General features: G+C 44.0%; 13 protein-coding genes. 6 read left to right on the top strand and 7 right to left on the bottom strand.

Annotated elements, in window-relative coordinates:
• Window positions 1-15: 15 nt before the first annotated feature.
• Window positions 16-726: a CBS domain-containing protein gene (locus tag OIU26_RS15195; RefSeq protein WP_165080080.1), complete on the bottom strand. Its 711-nt coding sequence runs from the start codon at window positions 724-726 to the stop codon at window positions 16-18.
• A gap of 184 nt (window positions 727-910) precedes the next feature.
• On the opposite strand from OIU26_RS15195, the gene fsa reads away from it, so the two are divergent.
• The 3 genes from fsa to OIU26_RS15210 all read left to right on the top strand — a co-directional run bounded on the left by fsa (window position 911) and on the right by OIU26_RS15210 (window position 3380).
• Window positions 911-1558 carry a fructose-6-phosphate aldolase gene (gene fsa / locus OIU26_RS15200; protein ID WP_013370592.1) on the top strand — a complete coding sequence of 216 codons (648 nt, stop codon included), beginning with the start codon at window positions 911-913 and terminating at the stop codon, window positions 1556-1558.
• A gap of 165 nt (window positions 1559-1723) precedes the next feature.
• Window positions 1724-2179: a MarR family winged helix-turn-helix transcriptional regulator gene (locus tag OIU26_RS15205; RefSeq protein ID WP_013370591.1), complete on the top strand. Its 456-nt coding sequence runs from the start codon at window positions 1724-1726 to the stop codon at window positions 2177-2179.
• Between the two features lies 1 nt (window position 2180).
• A complete protein-coding gene (locus OIU26_RS15210; protein ID WP_264217289.1) occupies window positions 2181-3380 on the top strand; it encodes an MFS transporter in 1200 nt (399 codons plus the stop codon).
• A gap of 104 nt (window positions 3381-3484) precedes the next feature.
• On the opposite strand, the gene OIU26_RS15215 is transcribed toward OIU26_RS15210, so the two are convergent.
• Together OIU26_RS15215 and OIU26_RS15220 are read right to left on the bottom strand one after the other, a co-directional pair.
• A complete protein-coding gene (locus OIU26_RS15215; protein WP_264217290.1) occupies window positions 3485-4801 on the bottom strand; it encodes an MFS transporter in 1317 nt (438 codons plus the stop codon).
• Between the two features lie 92 nt (window positions 4802-4893).
• Entirely contained in the window at window positions 4894-6612 is a 1719-nt protein-coding gene (locus OIU26_RS15220; protein ID WP_264217291.1) for a methyl-accepting chemotaxis protein, read from the bottom strand.
• A 276-nt stretch (window positions 6613-6888) separates the two neighbouring features.
• On the opposite strand from OIU26_RS15220, the gene OIU26_RS15225 reads away from it, so the two are divergent.
• Window positions 6889-7842: a serine hydrolase domain-containing protein gene (locus OIU26_RS15225; protein ID WP_264217292.1), complete on the top strand. Its 954-nt coding sequence runs from the start codon at window positions 6889-6891 to the stop codon at window positions 7840-7842.
• 144 nt (window positions 7843-7986) lie between these two features.
• On the opposite strand, the gene yicI is transcribed toward OIU26_RS15225, so the two are convergent.
• The gene (gene yicI, locus OIU26_RS15230; protein ID WP_264217293.1) at window positions 7987-10311 is read right to left on the bottom strand and encodes an alpha-xylosidase; all 2325 of its coding nucleotides are present in this window, start codon (window positions 10309-10311) and stop codon (window positions 7987-7989) included.
• Between the two features lie 181 nt (window positions 10312-10492).
• Between yicI and OIU26_RS15235 the strand changes: the two genes are divergently transcribed.
• Complete coding sequence (locus tag OIU26_RS15235; RefSeq protein WP_264217294.1) at window positions 10493-11413, top strand: AraC family transcriptional regulator; 921 nt, start codon at window positions 10493-10495, stop codon at window positions 11411-11413.
• Window positions 11414-11538: 125 nt separating this feature from the next.
• On the opposite strand, the gene brnQ is transcribed toward OIU26_RS15235, so the two are convergent.
• Window positions 11539-12894, bottom strand: a complete 1356-nt coding sequence (gene brnQ / locus OIU26_RS15240) for a branched-chain amino acid transport system II carrier protein (protein WP_264217295.1) — start codon at window positions 12892-12894, stop codon at window positions 11539-11541.
• A gap of 557 nt (window positions 12895-13451) precedes the next feature.
• On the opposite strand from brnQ, the gene OIU26_RS15245 reads away from it, so the two are divergent.
• Window positions 13452-14723, top strand: a complete 1272-nt coding sequence (locus tag OIU26_RS15245) for an oligosaccharide MFS transporter (protein WP_264217296.1) — start codon at window positions 13452-13454, stop codon at window positions 14721-14723.
• Window positions 14724-14814: 91 nt separating this feature from the next.
• Here OIU26_RS15245 and OIU26_RS15250 read toward each other — a convergent pair whose 3' ends face one another.
• Together OIU26_RS15250 and OIU26_RS15255 are read right to left on the bottom strand one after the other, a co-directional pair.
• Window positions 14815-16518: a HAMP domain-containing methyl-accepting chemotaxis protein gene (locus OIU26_RS15250; protein WP_264217297.1), complete on the bottom strand. Its 1704-nt coding sequence runs from the start codon at window positions 16516-16518 to the stop codon at window positions 14815-14817.
• Between the two features lie 30 nt (window positions 16519-16548).
• A complete protein-coding gene (locus OIU26_RS15255) occupies window positions 16549-17826 on the bottom strand; it encodes an ABC transporter substrate-binding protein (RefSeq protein ID WP_165080095.1) in 1278 nt (425 codons plus the stop codon).
• Window positions 17827-18001 lie beyond the last annotated feature (175 nt).

The following is an 18001-nucleotide window of genomic DNA, read 5'->3' on the forward strand; positions in this document are numbered from 1 at the left end:
CCCCTTATTCATATTTTACGTCTTTTCTTCCGTCAAATTCAAAATGGCGTTCATAATATCCGTTTTCGTAACCCGCCCTACCAACCCCTGAATTGGAGCCGAGGAGGTACATGGCTCGTCCAAAACAGGAAGACAATTAATCTGATGCCGAATCAATCTCGATATTGCTTCCAGTAAAGAATCTCCTGGAGCAAGCGTCGTCATTTGGGCCCGGCGAGTCATAGCCATGGTCACCGGGACAGTGTGAAGATCAGTATGTCCCAGCATGACCTTCAGCAAATCCTTGCGGGTAACAATACCAATGAGCTCCTGCTCCTCCCCCGTGACCATCAGCGTGCCTGTATTTTGCTGAAATAGCATTAACACCGCATCATAGGCGGTAGCATCACCTGATATCAAAATCGGGTCACTCAGTATATCTGCCACAGTCAGCTTTTTGAGCATACTGCCGATATGGCTATCATAGTTTGGATAACGCCCTGGCAAGTAACCCACCTTTGGTTTGGCATCTACAAGCCCGAGCATAACGAGCAAAGCAAGGTCAGAACGCAAAGTCGGCCGCGATAGTCCCAGCTCTTCAGCAATTTTATCCCCTGTAACAGGCGCCAGACGCTGGACAATATCTACAATTTCCCGCTGTCTTTCTGACAGTTGAATAATGATTACCTCCTTATGGAATGGGGTAGTATACATTATAAATGAGCTTAGGTCGGTCAATTTCAGCATGTTTCGACAATTCATCAAATTTTAATCAAAGACCGCTTGTTTTCAAATTTAAAATGTGTCACAATTAAAAATGTAATACATACTAATTATAAGTTTAACGTGTGCAATATGCTACATTTTAATAAGCTAATGTACACCATAAGATATGTATTATGTACTATATAAACCTGAGGAGGATAATCAAATGAAATTTTTCTTGGATACTGGTAACATTGAAGAAATCAAACGTATCGAACGTTTGGGTCTGGTTGATGGTGTAACAACGAACCCTTCCCTGATCGCTAAGGAAGGTCGAGTGTTCAAGGAAGTCATTCAGGAGATTTGCAGTATCGTTGAAGGTCCCGTAAGTGCTGAGGTCATTGGCCTGAAGGCTGAAGATATGCTCGCAGAAGCTTATGACATCGCAAAGTGGGCACCTAACGTGGTGATCAAGCTTCCTATGACCGAAGACGGTTTGTACGCTTGTAACGAGCTGACCAAGAACGGAATCAAAACGAATGTAACATTGATTTTCTCCGCAGCTCAAGGTTTGATGGCAGCCAAAGCTGGTGCTACTTTTATCAGCCCGTTTGTGGGACGTCTGGATGATATCGCCGTTGACGGTATGAAGCTGATTCGTGATCTGAGACAAATTTTGGACATTCATGGTTTGAAATCCGAAATCATCGCGGCTTCCATCCGCAACATTAAGCATGTAGAAGATGCTGCTCTGTCTGGGGCACATATCGCCACCATTCCGGGTTCCCTGCTTCCTTCCCTGTGGAAACACCCACTGACAGACAGCGGTATCGAACGTTTCCTTAAGGATTGGGAAACCGTACCTAAAGCTTAATTCGCCAGTCATGGTAAACTATATTGTACTAATACCCCAACAGCCCGTTTTTACGGGCTGTTTTTTGCACTTCTTTTGACAAAACAACTTGTTGTCCATATAATTGTTATAACAACTAATTAATTTCAAAGTATCCCTGTACGGAAAAATAGAAAGGAGTGCCCTATGAACAATTTGCCTCCCGATTGTTCTATTGGGATGTTGCTTGGGATTACTCATCGCAAAATGAGTCAACAGCTCTTGCATCGTCTTAAACCTTATGATATCTCCCCAGAGCAATGGTCGGTTCTATACCAAATCTATCAGGCCGAGGGTTTAAATCAGAAAGAAATTGCAGCTAAGGCCGTAAAGGATCAGCCCACTACGACCCGTATTATTGATTTGTTGGACAAGAAGGGCTGGGTACGACGTGTGAATAGCCCGCAGGACCGCCGGGCCTATTTGCTTCATTTGACTGAAGCTGGTCGACAGCTTGTGGAGGAGACCCTCCCCGTCGAACGGGATGCCAACCACGATTTTGTAAAAGGAATTTCCTCTGCCGATCTAAAGCAATTCCGCCACATTCTTTTACAAATTCATACCAACATGACTGAATCAGAAAAACAAGGAGAGAACGATTAATATGCAACAAGGCAAGCAACCTCTTTGGACCAAGGAATTTATCGTTCTTACGGTTTCCAATTTATTTTTGTTTCTGGAACTACAGATGATTGTATCTTCCATTCCTTCCTATGTGAAAAATGCATTCCATGCTACCTCCGTGCAGGTCAGTCTTGTTACGACTTTGTTCGCATTAAGTGCAATTGTCGCAAGGCTTTTTTCTGCCCGTATGCTGGAAAAAGGACATCGCAGCGCCCTGATCTTCGTTGGACTGCTGTTTGCATTAGCAGGAACGCTGGGATACAGTGTTTCACCGACAATTGCGGTGCTCCTGCTCATGCGTATGCTGTTTGGGATTGGCTTTGGTATGAGCAGCACCGCCTTTCCAACAATGGTCACTGACGTCATCCCTCCCAAACGTCTCGGTGAAGGAATGGGATTTTTTAGTCTGTCCACTAGTTTAGCGATGTCTATTGGGCCAACTATCGGTATTTCGATGCTGCAATACGGTAGTTTTAACCTGCTTGCCTATTCGACATCCGCTGTCATTGTTGTCATTTTCCCTCTGGCTTACTGGCTCATTCGCACACTGCCTAAAGGACACATCGAACCACCTATGGTCCCTTTGGAAGAAGGGCGCAAACCAGCATTTAACCGTAAATTGTGGATCCCCGCCTTGTTGAACATGTTGATGTCTATCACATATGGCGGGTTGCTCGGTTTTATGGCGCTTTATGGAGATGAAGCTAATCTTGCGCACCCGGCTTACTTTTTCCTGTTTAATGCGGTATCTGTACTGATCGTGCGCCCCTTCTCGGGTCGTATATATGATAAAAAAGGGGCAAAGGCGCTGCTTATCCCTGGTTCCCTGTTTCTCATTGGCGGTCTGATCCTGCTTTCCTACGCACACAGTGACGCCTTTATGTATCTGTCTGCTCTTTGCTACGGTATCGGGTTTGGTGTTATGCAGCCAACGTTGCAAACCTGGATGATTCAGGTTGTGTCACCTAAACAGAGAGGCATGGCAAACGGTATGTTTCTCAATTCCCTCGATTTCGGGGTCGCAGCTGGAGCGCTTATACTTGGCGTTATCGCCAAAGCCAGTGATTATGCATGGATGTATCGTCTTTCGTCGCTGTTTGTTGTGTTGTTCTTGCTGATTTATGTCATTCAGATCATCGCAAGCCGCAAGCCTAAAAGAAATGTCCCTCTAGAGGGATAAGACTATTCTTTAAAATGAATATCCATCTATACTTGCTCAAGTAGAAAAAGCACCCGTTACCATGGCTTTATTTCATGGAATACGGGTGCTTTTTCATTTGCAATTTATTTATATTTCGCAGGGGTTTTGTGTTTAAGCTTAGAAGAAGGAGGCTTTTCTCGAGAAATGTATGTCATTCCCTCACTCTTATTGCTGCGATCACTGGATTTGTCCCCTGCTGGTTCATCCTGTTCTGGCTTGACCGCAAATAACATCAGCAGAGCCGCAATTCCCCCCACTGCGGCCATGACGCCAAAAAGCAGACCATGCCCACTGCTGCCTATCAGCAAAGATACAACCGGCGGACCTAAAGATACTCCGACAAAGCGCATGCTGCTATACAAGGAAGTGATGGTTCCGCGCTCCTCTTTTTCAATTCCCTTGGTAATCAGTGCATCCAAACAAGGGAGTGCGAGCCCAATACCGCCGCCCCCTAGCGTAAACAGGCCAATCACCGCATAAATATGTTGAAAAAATCCGAGAATGGCAAAGCTAATCGTCAATATGGCCAAACCTCCGAAACCGATCCATTTCATACGTTTTTTGTGCTTGCCAATAACCTTGCCACCTAAATAAGAGCACAGACAGAGGGAAATAAGCGGGATAGCCAGCACAAAGCCCTTCCAGACACCATGGAGGTTGTAGCGACTTTCCAGTATGTCGGATAAGTAGAACAAGACGCCAAAAATGACAAACATGCAAATACCGCCCATAGCAAAAATAGCGTAGAGCCAGCGTCCCTTTTCGGCAAGCACCTGCTTCACATTCCCCACAAATTCTCGAAACATAATCGGTTGATTTTTACGCTTGGGCACATGGATCAGCCAAATGACCAAAATAAGCGAAATCAGACAGAGGCCCGGAATCACTGCCAATGGCAAAAACCATAGCACAGCGCCCAACGCAGCACCGAGAATCGGGCTTAATACTTTACCGAATGTGTTGTAGGTCTCGACTACCCCCAGGTTCTTGCTGGCTTCATCCTCGTTCTCGTACAGATCACCCACAAGCGGAATAACTATAGGAAAAGCCCCTGCCGCTCCTGCGCCCTGAAGTAGTCGACCTGCAATAATGGTCCAGTATGCTGCCAGGTCATGAAGCAACCATGCTCCCACCGCAGAAATTCCCCCTCCAATCACAGTCAGAATCAGACAGGGAACAATCACTGCTTTACGGCCAAATCGGTCGGATAGATAGCCCGCAATCGGTATCAGTAAAATGGCCACCACCGCATACACTGTAATCAACATGCTAATCCGAAAGGAGCTTACATGTAGCTTACGTCCGATTTCCGGTAAAACCGGAATCAGCATGGAATTACCCAGCGTCATCATCAGCGGGATGGAACCTAATGCAACCAGATTCCCTTTATTTTGTTGCATCCCGTTACCACCTTTGCAAAAGTAATAACACACAGCTGTCCAGATTCGTTCAACAGATGTTATTGTGTTTACATTGGTGGGAATTTATACGGCTATACTTTAAAACCACCGACCCTTGCGTTTAGCAATTGCGACATATCCGCCACAGTATGAATGGACGATGCAATTTCCTCCATGGAAGCCAGTTGCTCTTCAGCCGCCGCACTGACGCTTTGGGTTCCTCCTGCCGTCTGCTCCGCTACTTCACGGATGCGTTCCGCGGCCTTCACCATTCGCTCAGATCCACCGGACATTTGTTCTACAGACCGGTTTACACTGTGAATCTGTTCGCTGACTTGTTGAATGGAACTTCCAATCTGACGAAATGCAGTTTCAGCGGATTGCATGACCTTTACGCCAGATTGCACTTCAACTGTTCCAGACTGCATGGTTGAAGCGACATGCCCAACATGCTCCTGAATATTTTGCACAAACTGTGTGATTTCTGCTGCTGAAACTGATACTTGCTCGGACAATCTTCTTACCTCAGAGGCCACAACAGCAAATCCTTTGCCCTGTTCTCCCGCTCTTGCCGCTTCAATGGACGCATTAAGCGCCAGCATTCCAGTCTGTTTGGCAAATCCGGTAATAACAGATCCGATCATGCCAATCTGCTCCGCCTGTTCACTAAGTGAACGTACAGCACGTGCAGAGCTGTCTACACTTTCGCTTACCTTCTCCATCTGACGCATAGCCTGACCAATTGATTGTTCCCCTGCTTCTGCATCTTTAGCAGCTGTATCAGACAATTCATATACCTGCTCGCTTGTGGCAGCAATCCGTTCCAGCTCGTTGGCAAGCTCTTTTATGGTATCTGTAGTTTGTGTAATATCATCGACCTGATGCTCCATACCAGTCGCAAGCTCTTCCATTACACCGGAGGTATGACGATTGGCCTGATTCATTTCCTCAGTACTGACGTTAACACGCTCTGCGGTTACGGTTAATGTACGAGCCGTATCCTGAGCATCCACAATGATATTGCGGAACCCTTCAATAAGCTTGTTGTAGGAGCTCGCAATCATACCGATTTCGTCTTTGGACGTAATATCCAGTCTACTTCGTAAATCTCCTCCACCTTGAGACATTTGCAACAACTGCTCATTCATATGGTGTAATGGACGAATAGAACGAATCAAAACGATAGATTGAGCAATACTGTAAATAATAACCAAAAGTCCTACAAAGCTCGTAATTAAGGTTGTGTTCGTCATCGTTTGGTGCGCCTGCTGTATTTTCACCGTTACCATATCTTCTTGCGCTTTGACAAATGCTACCACCTTGGTATCAAGTTGCTTGCGCAAAACCCGTTCGTTTTCAAAATCATCGAGCAATTCAGAAAATGGCGGGAAGGCATCATCTCTTGTACTCTTATACCCCGCTGTATTCAGTAGACTATGAACTTGATTCATATAGGTATTAATCCCTGTTTTGAGATCAGTCATCTTCTTCTTTGTATCCTCATTGCCTGTATTGAGCAGAGCTTCTGTCTCCTGTAACAACTTTGCAACTTCACTTTGCTTGTTTCCGATCTCGTTCCCATACTGTTCGTCACGAGTCAACAAATATGCCCGCTCATCATTGGATATCCCGTTTAACAAAAATTGCAGAGACTTGGAGTTATACGCAATCGCCTCTTCACGTTTCATAATATCTTTGTACTCATTCTCACTATGTACACTTAAAATGTAATTGGTCAGCAGCATGGCAGCAATCACACTTGGGATCAGTATCGCGCTGAGAATCATTTTGGTCTTAATTGTTAAGTTCATGAATTGGTCCCCCAGTTGTTTCAAAATAAAATGTTCAACTTACTATATATCGTTTTATTGATCTGTTTTTTTAAATGAAACCGAAAAAGTGTATAGATTTTCAAATATATTTGTGTCTTTTTAGTGAACATATATATATTTATTAATATCATAAAACAAAAAAATTCAAATTAGGGAAAAAGATAAGAACCATTATTCGTTTATACTTGTCGGATTCGGATGATTAAAAATGATATACTATGTAATGGTATGCTATAAGCCTCAAGGAGGATCTGCATGAAAAGTCTGGAGCTCAAACCACTTATTCACGTGCTTAACGAGTTGGAAACCCGTAGCTGTCTTATTGAGCAACAGGGACATACGATCATGGATTACTATCGTGAGCCTCAATTCGCCAACGAACTCTATAAAATAAATTCCTGTACCAAAAGTGTGATTTCCGCATTAGTTAGTATTGCTATGGATCAACGACTGGTACCCAAACCAGAGACACCGATCCTCGAATTTTTCCCCCAGTTAGCCAAAGACAGTGATCCTCGAAAGCGTGATATTACGATTGAACACCTGCTGACGATGTCTGCTGGCTTTAACTGGACTGAATTTGGGGGACAAAATTCTTTTCCTACCATGAGCAAAACGTCCGATTGGGTACAATTTGTGCTTTCACAGCCATTATCGGATATACCAGGTACGCGAATGGAGTACAGCTCTGGCTGTTCTCAACTTTTGGCCACCTTGCTGCGTTCTGCCTCTGGACAAGCCGTTGCTGAATTTGCCGAGGAGCAATTATTCCAGCCACTTGGTATCGATAACTATCAGTGGGAAACCGATCCGCAAGGCACTCACACCGGGGGCTTTGGGTTGCATCTCAGACCGCTGGACATGCTCAAATTCGGGCGACTTTATCTGAACGAAGGTAGCTGGGAAGGACGGCAGATCATCCAGACAGAGACCGTCCGATATTCGACCCGTCCATTTCTTCCAGCCTCCAAACCACAAAAAGCATATTACGGCTTTCACTGGTGGGCTTCTTCCTTTTCAGATGAGAGAGAGACAGGAATGGAAACAGACTATTTTTACGCACTCGGCTTTGGTGGGCAATATATTATCGTGGTCCCCTCTTATGACTTGGTAATTGTCCTCACAGCTGATAAATTTAAAAAGAAACGGACTCCTGTGGATATTTTCCGGCAGTACCTTGTACCACTACTACTTCAGCAAAATGCATAGGGTATGATATCAATGCTAAAGTTGAAGATATTCTTTATTGGAATCCCACATCAAAAAGGGCTTGCCTGTTTGTATCAGGCAAGCCCTTTTTTTGCAATATAATCGCTACATTATAATCTATCCATCCACGGATGAACTCCTAACCTAGGCCAAGTGAATAGTGAGCTCTTGCTGTCCGCTGGAGGCTGGTGTAATGATTAACCCCTGTTCTCCCGCCAGACTGCTGCCTTCCTTCACTTGAACAGCCTCATGGATACCGCGCAGTACTAACGACCACGGTTTAACGGCCCCTTCGGCCTTCACCGTAATGACAGAATCCTTGCGGCTGGCAGTAACCGTTAGCTCTTCTTCACCTGATGTATTCACGACGACCGTGCGGGCCTGTTGCCCTTCACCGAGCTCAAACAAATGAAGCGTCACTTGATCTGCATAATCATAATCCGGACGACGATCCTCATGACCGATGGCCAGCAATGTGTTTGGCTTCACGAGCACAGGCAAGGTTGTAAAATCATGATGCTCGTTGACCCAACGACCGCCAGATACGATTTCATTCGTTAGCAAATTCGTCCATTGACCCTCTGGTACATAATACTGTACATTGCCTTCTTTATTAAAGATCGGAGCTACCAAAATGGAATCCCCCAGCATGTATTGTAGATCCAGCGTGGCACAGGTAGGGTCCTGCGGGAATTCCAAAACCATAGCCCGCATCATCGGCAGTCCCTTCACCGAGGATTCCACAGCAGCTGCATACAGGTGTGGCATCAGCGAGCATTTGAGTTTGGTAAAGCTGCGCACTACGTCGACTGACTCTTCGTCAAACAGCCAAGGAACACGGTATGACACATTTCCGTGTAGACGGCTATGGGAGGACAACAGTCCAAACTGTACCCACCGTTTGTATAAGTCCGGCGCAGCCGTTAGTTCAAAGCCGCTAATATCATGGCTCCAAAAGCCAAAACCACTCAAGCCAAGCGATAATCCGCCCCGCAAGGATTCTGCCATCGACTCATACGTGGACGAGCAGTCTCCGCCCCAGTGAACTGGGAACTGTTGTCCCCCGGCTGTGGCAGAACGTGCAAATAATGCGGCTTCATTTTTGCCCAGCTTTTCCTCCAGCACATCAAACACAGCTTTGTTGTACAAATGCGTATAGTAATTATGCATTTTCATTGGATCAGAGCCATCATAATAAACTATATCTGTTGGAATACGCTCACCAAAGTCGGTTTTGAAGCAATCCACGCCTTGATCGATCAGCACCTTCAGCTTATCCTGATACCAGGCAACTGCAGCCGGATTCGTAAAGTCAACCAGCCCCATTCCCGCCTGCCACATGTCCCACTGCCACACACTGCCATCGGCTGTTTTAACCAAGTAGCCATTCTCCATGCCTTCATCAAACAAAATGGACTTTTCTGCAATATACGGATTGATCCATGCGCAAATTTTGAGACCTTTAGCTTTCAATCTCTGCAGCATGCCTTCCGGATCTGGAAACATATCTTGGTCCCACTGGAAATCGCACCATTGGTATTCCTTCATCCAGAAGCAGTCAAAGTGGAATACCGAGAGCGGCAGATCCCGTTCAGCCATCCCGTCCACAAAATGGTTTACTGTCGCTTCATCATAATCAGTCGTGAACGAAGTGGTCAGCCACAAACCAAAGGTCCAGGCCGGGGGCAATGCAGGCTTGCCTGTCAGCTTGGTATAATTGTCCAGTACCTCCTTAGGATTAGCTCCACCAATAATAAAATACTCTAACGATTCGCCAGAAACGCTAAACTGTACCTTCGAAACATTTTCCGACGCAATCTCATAGGATACCTTTTCCGGATGATTGACGAATACACCGTACCCTTTATTGGATAAATAAAATGGAATGTTTTTGTACGCCTGTTCACTGCTGGTCCCGCCATCTTCATTCCAAATATCAACGACCTGACCATTTTTCACAAACGGAGTGAAACGCTCTCCAAGACCGTATACGTACTCCCCCATGCCCAGCTCCAGCTGCTCTCGGAAAAAAGGCTGGTCTTGTGGGTCCGTAATATAGCCTGGTCCCCGATGCCCACTGCCTGTGACTTTACGATCCTTGACATAAAAGCCTACGTCCCAGCTCTTTCCACGACCGACTCGCACACTCAGATCACCGCTTTTCAGCACCGCTACGTCCTCACCCACCGTAATATCCACCTCTGTCGGCAAGGTGTGAATTTCAAAATCTGGTCCATGATGCACCCGTCCCTTATGGTGGTTCAGACGCACTCGAATAACATTCGGCATGGGAGAGCTGTAGGTCGCTTTCAGTAACGCTCCGTTCAGCGTATCCCCTTTGTGCTCGATCCGGTGGGTTGCTGCATATACCGTCATGGAAGCATCGTCCGTCACGATATCACGGATGTCAGCAGGATTTTGTATTTCATAGCCCTTACGAACCAACCAATAGCCATCAGTAAATTTCATCTGTCTCTTCCTCCGTCTCGACTTTTATATTCCTTGTTCCCAAATCGCTTATTGGATTTTTTCGAAATCCTTACTATAATAATATTGATTTATGTAAGGGTTTACTTCTTTTATTTTGACGTTTAGTATCAATATTTTGATTTTTTCTATATAAATCAGTTTGCCGAAAGGAATCATTGAAATGCAAAGGGAAATGTTACGAGAAAACCGCATTCACGGCAATCCCATGTATCCAGTCAGCGTATATCCGAGCGTAGAGCAATTGAACGGAAATCGTATATTGGAGTCCCATTGGCATGAGGAAATGGAGTTTATCGTAGTAGAACAGGGGAGCGCTGTATTTCAGACGGATATGGTCTATACGGAGGTTAGCGAAGGTGAAGCCCTTTTTGTAAACAGTGGCGAGCTTCACGCCGGTTATTTACAAAAAAGTCCTCGCTGTGTATTTTCTGCGGTGGTGTTTCACCCGGACATGCTGCACAGCCGCACGCAAGATACAGTTCAGACCCAGTTTATTGAACCGTTTATCCATAAAAAGCTCGTCCCTCCCCCTCACATTCGCGGTGTGCAGTCTTGGGAGCAGGAGCTATTGACCGCGTTGAAACGTATTATCACCAGCCATGAACAGAATGCGCCTGCCCGTGAGCTGACCACCAAAGCACAACTCTATAGCATAATCGCCTGCCTGTTCCCGCATATGACTCCGGCTAACGGAGAAGACGTGGTTATGGCGAGTCAACGCAACAAGGTCGAACGGATCAAAAAAGCGCTGGCGTACATCAACAGTCATGCGCATGAGCCCATTCGTTTGCGAGAGATCTCAGATGAGGTTGGGATGAGCGAGGGACATTTCTGTCGTTTCTTCAAGCAGATGGTGCAGAAAAGTCCGGTTGAATATATCAATTATCAGCGGATTCAGAAGGCTTGCAGGTTGCTAGAGCAAAGTGACCGCAAAGTAGTTGATATTGCGCTGGATGTGGGATTTGAAAATCTAAGCTATTTTATTGCAACCTTTAAAAAATGGAACGGTCTGACTCCTTCGCTATACCGCAAGCAGCACGAAGCAGATCAGGCGCCTGCTGTCCCTTCTATAACAGACTGAAAAGCATGACTTTGATTTGAATTGAAGCCAGTAAAGTTACAAAAAAGAAAGAACGAACGGAAGATCCAGTTCTCCGTTCGTTCTTTCTTTTTTGTTATACATGTCCAATTCACCGAATAAGCAAATCATTTATTTTTTGGCTTCATAAGTATAAGGACAATTTTTCTTCGTTTAATATAGTAGAATATATAACCTCCTACTCCTCCTAAAACAGAGGGAATTAACCAGCCTAATCCTACATCATATAACGGAAGAATTTGAGTGAAAAAATCATTAATTACTTTGATTTTTATTCCAGCAGCATTCAAGCCGTCAAATAGACTAACAATGAAGGTTAATATTAAACTGCCTTGATATACTTCTGATTTTCCTTTAAACACGGAATGTAAAAATGTTAAAAATATTAGAGAAATCGCAATAGGATATATTGCAATTAACACTGGCGTTGAAACCTTAATGAGCTGTGTTAAACCTATATTGGCTACAATGGTACTAAATATGGATAACATGAGAGCAATTCTTTTATAAGAAACTTTCGGAAACAATGTATGAAAAAAGGAAGAACAGGACGTAATAAGCCCTACGCTTGTCGTTAAACACGCTACTGTAATCATTAAGCCTAATAGAATTGAGCCGTAAGATCCAAAATAATAGGATGAAACCTTGGCTAACACCTCAGCACCATTTTCTAAAACACCCAGTTTTTCAACGCTAGAAGCTCCCATGTAGGCAAGAGACGTATAGATAAATGCTAAGAGGACAACCGCAATGGTTATCGATTTTGCACAAATAATCATCAGCTCTTTTTTGGCAGTAACTCCTCTTTCCTTAATTGCATTCACAATGATAATTCCAAAAATAAAGGCTACAAGAGCATCCAATGTTAAATAACCTTCTTGAAAACCTTTGAAAAAGACGTGCGAAGTATAACCTTCAGCAGGTGCTTGGAAGGCTCCTATGGGGTGAATAAGAGCTACAACCACCAGGATTCCAATGAATGTCAATTTAATGGGGGTTAAAAACTTTCCGATCACATCAATAATTTTTGTAGGGTTAAGTGATAACAAGCATGCAACTCCAAAAAAAAGAATTGTAAATACAAAAAGTGCGACAGGATGATCTGTATGGTTTGAAAAGAAAGGTTTTACTCCAATTTCAAACGACACACTACCGGTTCTTGGAATTGCATATAAAGGGCCAATGGCTAGATAAAGGATCATTGTAAAGACAATCCCGAATACAGGATGTACCCGACTCGCTAAAGTTTGTAAATTGCTTTTGCCTGAAAAAACAAAGGCAGTGATGGCTAGTAACGGTAAACCAACTCCGGTAACCAAGAAACCCGCATTGGCTATCCATACATTCTTTCCAGCCATTTGACCAAGCATAGGTGGGAAGATTAGATTCCCTGCACCAAAAAATAAGGCAAATAGCATCGATCCTATAATAATAATAAAGGACGAAGAAACACTTTTTGACATAATAAATCCTCCAACCATGAAATCACAACAATTTGTTATCATTCATTTTCTTTTTATTTTGTATAGGACATGTGAATAGGACATAGCAGCACCAAGTAGGGATAGCCCTCCGCTAACCCTTCCCGATCGGTGTAAGAACATTATTCAAGATGTGAGTTTCGATAACTCATCATTACACAATACTCTATATACGTTCACGGTTTCAAGTAACTTTGTACTTGCGAAAGAACCACTTCATCCCCTTGCTCTAGCAATTTATTGTGCTATCAGTATGACCATGTCAGCCAGACCTTAGAACAATTCTGCTTCGTGCCATGTTTCTCCTCCTACTAAATGAGCCTAATGAACTATGAACAATTTTACACGTAGGACTTAATTCTTACAAGATAATAAAAGCTCTGTATAACCCATCTAGCAATTGATTGCAATAAGCACAGGAAATCTTGGGAAAATGCCCTATGGATTCAATTGAATCATCCTTACAATTAATAGTACAGACAATGTTTAAAGACGTATGCAATACATTGAGCGGCTATAATTTGAAGGGGTGCTTAAACATGAATTTAGCAAAACGTAACTACTGGTCTTTGAGCGTTTTTAATTTCGCTTATCTGTTTACATGGTCTGCCGCCATGTCTTTTTTTGTCATTTGGCTGGGACAAAGCCTGGGGATTTCAGAAACCTACACAGGGTTTTTATACGCGGCGAACTCTATCGTCGCCTTGATCATGCAACCCCTGTTTGGGTACTTATCCGACAAGCTGGGCTTAAGAAAACATCTGCTGTACATACTCTTTACGATCCTTTTGCTCGTCGGACCCTTTTTTATCTATGTATACGGTCCATTGCTTCAAACGCAGTTCGTCATTGGTGCCATTGTCGGTGCACTATTTATCGGTCTGGTGTTTAATGCAGGTAACGGTGTCGTCGATTCCTATATGGACAAAGTGTCGCGCAAATACGGCTTTGAATACGGACGAGTTCGTATGTGGGGCTCCCTCGGGTGGGCGGCTGCTACTTTTGTTGCGGGGCGGGTCATCAACATCAATGTAAATCTGACCTTCTGGATTGCCTCCGTATCTGCCGTTGTTGCCATGATCTGCATCTTCCTGACCAAAGTCGAAATTTCTGGGCAGGAGCAGCAGAAAACTGAATCGTTGAAGCTCATTGACGTACTGCATCTCGTACGCACCACAAAGTTCTGGTTTCTCATGCTATTCATGGTTGGCGTGACCCAAATTTATGAGGTATATGACCAGCAATTTGCCACCTATTTCGTATCTCAGTTCAGTTCCAAAGCAGAAGGAAATCAATTCCTTGGCGATTTAAGTGCTGTACAGGTATTCCTGGAATTTGTGTTCCTGTTTGTTACCCCATGGTTTGTGAACAAAACGACTGCCAAATGGGCATTGATTATTGCCGGAACGATCATGTCGTTGCGTATTATCGGTTCTTCGCTGCCGTTCGGTTCCATATGGGTGGCTGCGATGAAGATGATTCACTCCCTGGAAAAACCGCTGATTCTGGTAGCCATCTTCAAGTACATTACCGTCAACTTTGACCAGCGCTTATCGTCCACCATGTACCTGCTGTATTTGTTTATGGGCTCCCTGGTAGTATCTGTTTTCTCACCTATTGTCGGACATATGTATGAAGTTCTGAATTTCCCAATCACTTATGTTATTTTGGGTTCCATTGCAGGTCTGTTCACCATCATTTCCAGTTTTACGCTGACAGCTGACAAGAAGAATGGAGAACGGTATCTAGAGGAACGCCGTAAACAGGATCTGAAAAAAGCTGCTAAACAAGCTGAAGCAGTTCATTCGTAATTATACGCAAATTAATTCAGACACAAGAGTTGAATACAACAGCGGTAGTCTAGGGCTTGTTTTTCTCGTCCAAGACTACCGCTAACTTATTTTAAATTTTGAATACAGACACCGTTTGATTCATCTCTTCCGCCCGCTTGGCAAGCATGTTAGCACCTGCGGACACTTCCTCCATGGAAGCAGTAGTTTCCTCGACTACGCTTGCGACTGTTTGAGTAGAGTCGGCTGCACGTTCGGAGATTTCGGCAATTTTCTTCATAGATTCCACCATAGAAATGGTTCCTTCATTTACGGATCTTGCTTCTACAGCCGCCGTGTCTACCTCACCGCTCACCTCTTCAACGGCACCGACAATTTCAGAAAAGACGTTACCGACACCTTCGACAAGCATCATACCTTCATTTAGAGATTGAACACCTTCATTCATCGAAATCACAACTTCGTCTGTTCTTAATGCGATTTCGTTGACCAGAGAGGAAATCTTGCCCGTTGCTTCACTTGCTTGTGCCGACAAATTACGTACTTCATAAGCGACAACCGCAAATCCTTTTCCCTGCTCTCCCGCTCGTGCAGCTTCTATACTCGCATTGAGTGAAAGCAAGTTGGTGCGGGCAGATATATCACTGATCATAGCTGTGATCTGTCTAATCTCCGCAGATTTTTCGCCTAGAATATTTACCACTTCAGCGGATTGAGTTACCTTGGTATGCACATCTCTTATTTGAGAGACAGTGGAAGACATTTGGGTTTTCCCGTTGTTTGCTTTTTCTTGTGCTTGGGTTGTGAGTTTCGCCACATTCACAAAGCGATTGGTTATGCTCTCTACACTTTTAGAAACGCCTACCGTGTAATTCAGCGTTTCAGCTATATCTGCAAGCTGTGTCTGAGAACCCTCCGCAACCTGAGTTGCACTTATAGCTATCTGCTCGGTAGCAATGCTTGTCTGTTCTGCACTGGCCGTTAACTGTTCAGCCGTAGAGGCAACCAGTAAGGAATTATCCACAACTTCCTTTAAAAGGTTACGTAGCGAATCGCACATTTCATTAAAATCGGATGCCAGCTCCCCGACCTCATCTTTGGATCGGACCCTAAGGGGTTCCACTTGCAGGTCCCCTCTCGTTACCAGCTTTATCTGTTCTGCTATTTTTAATATGGGCTTAGTGAAAGATTGAGCCAATAAAAAAGAACCGATAATTCCAAGGATCGTACATATGATAGTCAAAGAAATCATCAAAAGTCTACCTGAATGGTAAGATTGACTCGATTGATTAGCTGCCTCAGTGGCATACTGCTCATTAAGCAGCTTCAGTTTATTTACATCGTCTAATGCTGCCTTATAAATAGAAGAATTTCCGTGAATGATCATGTAGGCCATCACTTTGTCGTTTTCTTCCATGGCCGCAGAAACCACCTTTAGATGGCGAAGATACATTGCCCACTGACCATAAAAGTTGGTGAACAGTTCTTTTTCCTCTGCCGTAGAGGCTAAACTTTGATATTTATTTACACTCTTATCCATTGAAGCTGTAGCTTTGGCTAGTTCTTCTTGATAAGTGCTGCGAGCAGCTGCATCCTCTTCGAGTATCATTCGAACGGTGAGCCTATCGATTTCTGTAATCTGCTTATCCATACCTTGAAGAAGAATAACCGCAGGTAACGACCTGTTATTTACCTTATCAGAAGCCTCCCCCATTTCCGACATCTTAATGACGCCTATAACACTTGAAAGGGATAGTACGATTACCAGTATGAGCGCTGCACTAATTATTTTTTTCTTTAACGTTAATTTAAACACCCTTATCTTCCTCCCGTGACTGATCTCGCATCATCCCTGCTGAGCTTTCCAGTATATGCGTATTTGGCGTAACAGCTCAGCCTTATCTATCTTTCCACTGATATAGCTTTGGATAGATGCTCCTGTGATGGCCCCATGATCAGGTGGAAGTGTTGCCATAAACGGCAGCGTCTTTCCGCTCGACATATATGACTTGATCGATTTACTCAAGGGATCGGAAGGCACTAAGTCAATATTCTTAAAGGCTGGTATAACATTAGCCTTGTTAACCAAAAGTTCCTGTCCCGACTTTTCGTATACCAGCCAGTTTAAAAATTTCTTTGCTTCCTCTTGCTGCTGCGGCGTAGTAGCTGTGGAGTCGATGAATACATACTTTGTCACACCAACTGTGATCTTTGAATTGTTGGGATCATCTGTATTATCGTTTAGCGGAAGAGGCAAGAACCCGTATTCCTCATTTGCCGTATCATTGCTCTTTATTCCATTCCAAGCCCAGTTGCCCATAAACCAAAGCCCTACCTTGCCCTCTCCCAAAGCTTTGGATCCATCCTCATACGTACTGTCCAAAGGCGCGTGTTTATTGATGTTGTTATCCTTGAGCAGATCTAAAGTTTGTACCCATCCAGACATTACATTGTTTTGGGACATATCGATGGAGTTGTTCTGCATACCTTTAACAAACTCTGGAAAACCTCCAGGTTGAACAGAATAAGCCAGAGCCAGAAGATGAGAGCCAAGAGACCAGTCCATTGGTGAAAGCATGACTGGTGCTACTCCCGACTTCTGAATTTTAGCCATTAATGAATTCAGGCTGCTTCTACTGTTGACCGAAGAAGGATCAAAAGAACCCCCTGTTGCCTTGTCCAATACTTTCTTGTTATAGATTAATCCGTAGCCTTCCACTGCAAATGGGAATCCCAGCACAGCATCGTTTTTCTTAACTGCATCAAGTCCATTTTCTATCGTATCGGCTACCCACTTCTCTTTACTTAAGTCAACGGCTTTATCCAGGAATGTCTGCGTGTCACCCGGGTCAAGCATCGACATCGTTGCTGGGCTTCCCGAGCCGTACATCGACATCAGCTTTTGATATGCAGACGTTCCCTCTGGAGCGGTTATAATTTCTAAAGATACTTCAGGGTGTACTTGATTGTATTGCTTTGCGACTTCTTCTAATTGGGTTTTTATTTCAGATTTAGAATTCAAAAATGTAATCTTGGTCGTCTGCTGTGATACTGGTGATGCTGAACAACCTATAAACATCATTAAACATGCTAGAGAAATCGCAACTTTTAGCTGTTTTCTCATTAACTTTCCCCCTAAGGATTTACTTTGTAAATTTTATGAACAATATTCAATGTTATCGACATAATTCCCCAGGAAGATTAGAATTTTTTGGGTGGTAAATATCGGAATTCAGTTGAATAGTACAAACTGGTTGTTACGTCAAGTTGATGAACAGGAAAACGCAACAAATTTTTAT

The organism is Paenibacillus sp. BT-177, assembly GCF_025846815.2.
In the GTDB taxonomy this organism is placed as follows: Bacteria; Bacillota; Bacilli; order Paenibacillales; family Paenibacillaceae; genus Paenibacillus; species Paenibacillus polymyxa_C.

What these genes read in the sequence shown, in the direction of transcription:
- OIU26_RS15195 (WP_165080080.1), bottom strand. Translation starts at nt 726, where the DNA reads ATGCTGAAATTGACCGACCTAAGCTCATTTATAATGTATACTACCCCA.
- fsa (WP_013370592.1), top strand. Translation starts at nt 911, where the DNA reads ATGAAATTTTTCTTGGATACTGGTAACATTGAAGAAATCAAACGTATC.
- OIU26_RS15205 (WP_013370591.1), top strand. Translation starts at nt 1,724, where the DNA reads ATGAACAATTTGCCTCCCGATTGTTCTATTGGGATGTTGCTTGGGATT.
- OIU26_RS15210 (WP_264217289.1), top strand. Translation starts at nt 2,181, where the DNA reads ATGCAACAAGGCAAGCAACCTCTTTGGACCAAGGAATTTATCGTTCTT.
- OIU26_RS15215 (WP_264217290.1), bottom strand. Translation starts at nt 4,801, where the DNA reads ATGCAACAAAATAAAGGGAATCTGGTTGCATTAGGTTCCATCCCGCTG.
- OIU26_RS15220 (WP_264217291.1), bottom strand. Translation starts at nt 6,612, where the DNA reads ATGAACTTAACAATTAAGACCAAAATGATTCTCAGCGCGATACTGATC.
- OIU26_RS15225 (WP_264217292.1), top strand. Translation starts at nt 6,889, where the DNA reads ATGAAAAGTCTGGAGCTCAAACCACTTATTCACGTGCTTAACGAGTTG.
- yicI (WP_264217293.1), bottom strand. Translation starts at nt 10,311, where the DNA reads ATGAAATTTACTGATGGCTATTGGTTGGTTCGTAAGGGCTATGAAATA.
- OIU26_RS15235 (WP_264217294.1), top strand. Translation starts at nt 10,493, where the DNA reads ATGCAAAGGGAAATGTTACGAGAAAACCGCATTCACGGCAATCCCATG.
- brnQ (WP_264217295.1), bottom strand. Translation starts at nt 12,894, where the DNA reads ATGTCAAAAAGTGTTTCTTCGTCCTTTATTATTATTATAGGATCGATG.
- OIU26_RS15245 (WP_264217296.1), top strand. Translation starts at nt 13,452, where the DNA reads ATGAATTTAGCAAAACGTAACTACTGGTCTTTGAGCGTTTTTAATTTC.
- OIU26_RS15255 (WP_165080095.1), bottom strand. Translation starts at nt 17,826, where the DNA reads ATGAGAAAACAGCTAAAAGTTGCGATTTCTCTAGCATGTTTAATGATG.